4 protein-coding genes are annotated in these 1765 nt (G+C 52.3%); all 4 read right to left on the bottom strand.

Features of this window, described 5'->3' with window-relative positions:
* Positions 1-120 precede the first annotated feature (120 nt).
* The 4 genes from ABLA76_RS18145 to ABLA76_RS18130 are packed head-to-tail and all read right to left on the bottom strand — an operon-like array spanning position 121 to position 1658.
* Complete coding sequence (locus tag ABLA76_RS18145; protein ID WP_348988977.1) at positions 121-270, bottom strand: PAAR-like domain-containing protein; 150 nt, start codon at positions 268-270, stop codon at positions 121-123.
* Positions 263-1294 carry a DUF2169 domain-containing protein gene (locus ABLA76_RS18140; RefSeq protein WP_348988976.1) on the bottom strand — a complete coding sequence of 344 codons (1032 nt, stop codon included), beginning with the start codon at positions 1292-1294 and terminating at the stop codon, positions 263-265. The genes ABLA76_RS18145 and ABLA76_RS18140 overlap by 8 nt, the downstream gene beginning before the upstream one ends.
* Positions 1291-1473 carry a hypothetical protein gene (locus ABLA76_RS18135; RefSeq protein WP_348988975.1) on the bottom strand — a complete coding sequence of 61 codons (183 nt, stop codon included), beginning with the start codon at positions 1471-1473 and terminating at the stop codon, positions 1291-1293. The genes ABLA76_RS18140 and ABLA76_RS18135 overlap by 4 nt, the downstream gene beginning before the upstream one ends.
* A 14-nt stretch (positions 1474-1487) precedes the next feature.
* Positions 1488-1658 carry a hypothetical protein gene (locus ABLA76_RS18130; RefSeq protein ID WP_348988974.1) on the bottom strand — a complete coding sequence of 57 codons (171 nt, stop codon included), beginning with the start codon at positions 1656-1658 and terminating at the stop codon, positions 1488-1490.
* Positions 1659-1765 lie beyond the last annotated feature (107 nt).

Below are 1765 nucleotides of genomic sequence, written 5' to 3'. Positions count from 1 at the left end.
AAATGGATTGCAAGCCGGAAAAGATAAGTGCAAGCTCATTTGCAGTTAACGTGAGTCCGTGGGGATTTTCATTTGCAATTAATGTGAGCCAAAAAATCGGATAAATGCGAGTCCGCTGGATTATAGGGGCGAGGAGCTGTCTGACAGTTTTGCCACCACCGGGTAGGGGATCGGCGGCGTGGAAGAACCCATCGGGGTTTTGCAGACATCCGGCAGGGTGCCGACAATCATCCAGGTGCCCGTAGTACGGGCGATATAGTTATCAGCCATCTTTTTTCTCCTCTTCCAGTGGTGCCAGTTTGAGCAACGGCGCATCCGGGTTAATTTCAAACCGTGCTTCGGCGACCCGCACCGGCAAATCAGCCTTGAAACTCAGCCGGCAGGTCAGGTACAACGTTTTGGCATCACTATCGATAATAAGGGTGTCCGTGCGCATCGGCACGGGTAACAATACACCGTTTTGCATTCGCAGCAGGATAAACGGGCGGTGTCCCGGTAAGCGGATATGCAGCGTACCGTCGGGAGTCAGGTTGCTCAGGGTGAGCGTGATATCGGTCGCTGGCCAGTCAATCTGTTGGTCAGCCGGTGCGCCGTTCCAGTAGCCAAAATCAAAATCTTTCGGCAGATAAGGATGACGATGGGCCAACCAGTCATCATCGTAAGTGCCTGCCAATGCGCGGCGGGGCAGCCACGGGCGCCCGATAAAGCCCATTCCCTGTGGCTGGCAGGTGGGTGTATCGGACGGTAACGTACCATTCAGTTGGGCGGTAAAATGCTCCACAGTGAATGGTGCATCCGGTCGGGTAATACGGGGGACCGGGTAATGGGTAAGTTGTCTGGCTCTGGCGAACCATGGCGTGATAAATCCTGTGCCCAGTGGATTGGTTTCGCAGGTGGCGTGAGCACGTGGTGCTTTTTCACCGTCAGGATGCTGCTGGCGTTGCTCGGTTGTCAGGCAATCAGAGGATTTTAGGCGCTGGCTGGCTTTCTCATTGGTGTCGATTTTGCATTCGCCGCCAAAGGCGTAACGGTGATCCAGCGGCAGGGAAGTAAAGGGTTTCGGCTCACTCAGTTGCCAGTGACCATCGTCATCGCGGATAAATTCCCGTTCACCGCTGACGGTGAGGGTTTTATCGAGCAAAGTTTGCCCTTGTTTGTTTTGCACCTGTAACCGCACAGGGAATTCAGTACAGGGTTTATTTTCCGGCGCATACGCCGTGCCGTTGACAATCACGTCACAGCGCGGTTTAAACGGGGCGAGGTCGCTTTCCTGCAACACCTGTGAAGCGTTCATCGTGCCGCGATATTCATCCTGTAAGCACAGTGGTGGCGCAGGCAACAGTTCAACTCCCCCTGTCCGGCAGGGATGAACTGGTAGCCGATTTTCATCACTGCGACATGATGTTCGGTATCTTCGATATCGAGCATCGAATAATTCATGACCACAAACGGGGTCAGGTTACGAAATTTCATCTCAGGGTGTCCTTTTAGTTCAGATCGATATCTTTACCGGTGATTTGTACTGCACCGCTGGCCTCAAATTTGAACTCACTGCCCTGTATTGTGATTTTGCCAGCACTGTCCATGCGCAGGACATCAGTGAAATTAAGCTGAGAATGCGGGAACTGCTTGGCGACTACAACAGCAACTAAGGGCAAGGACTGAGCGGCTCTTAAAAAGAAAAAAGCCGGAAGATCATAGGGGATCTTTCCGGCTTTGATTACTACTTATAAATATCTATATTCACGCGATGCTCGACTTTAAC

The sequence above is a fragment of the Xenorhabdus sp. SGI240 genome (assembly GCF_040081915.1).
Lineage (GTDB): Bacteria > Pseudomonadota > Gammaproteobacteria > Enterobacterales > Enterobacteriaceae > Xenorhabdus > Xenorhabdus bakwenae.
The sequence above is the reverse complement of the archived record's forward strand: the minus strand, read 5'-3'. Positions and strand labels throughout refer to the sequence as shown.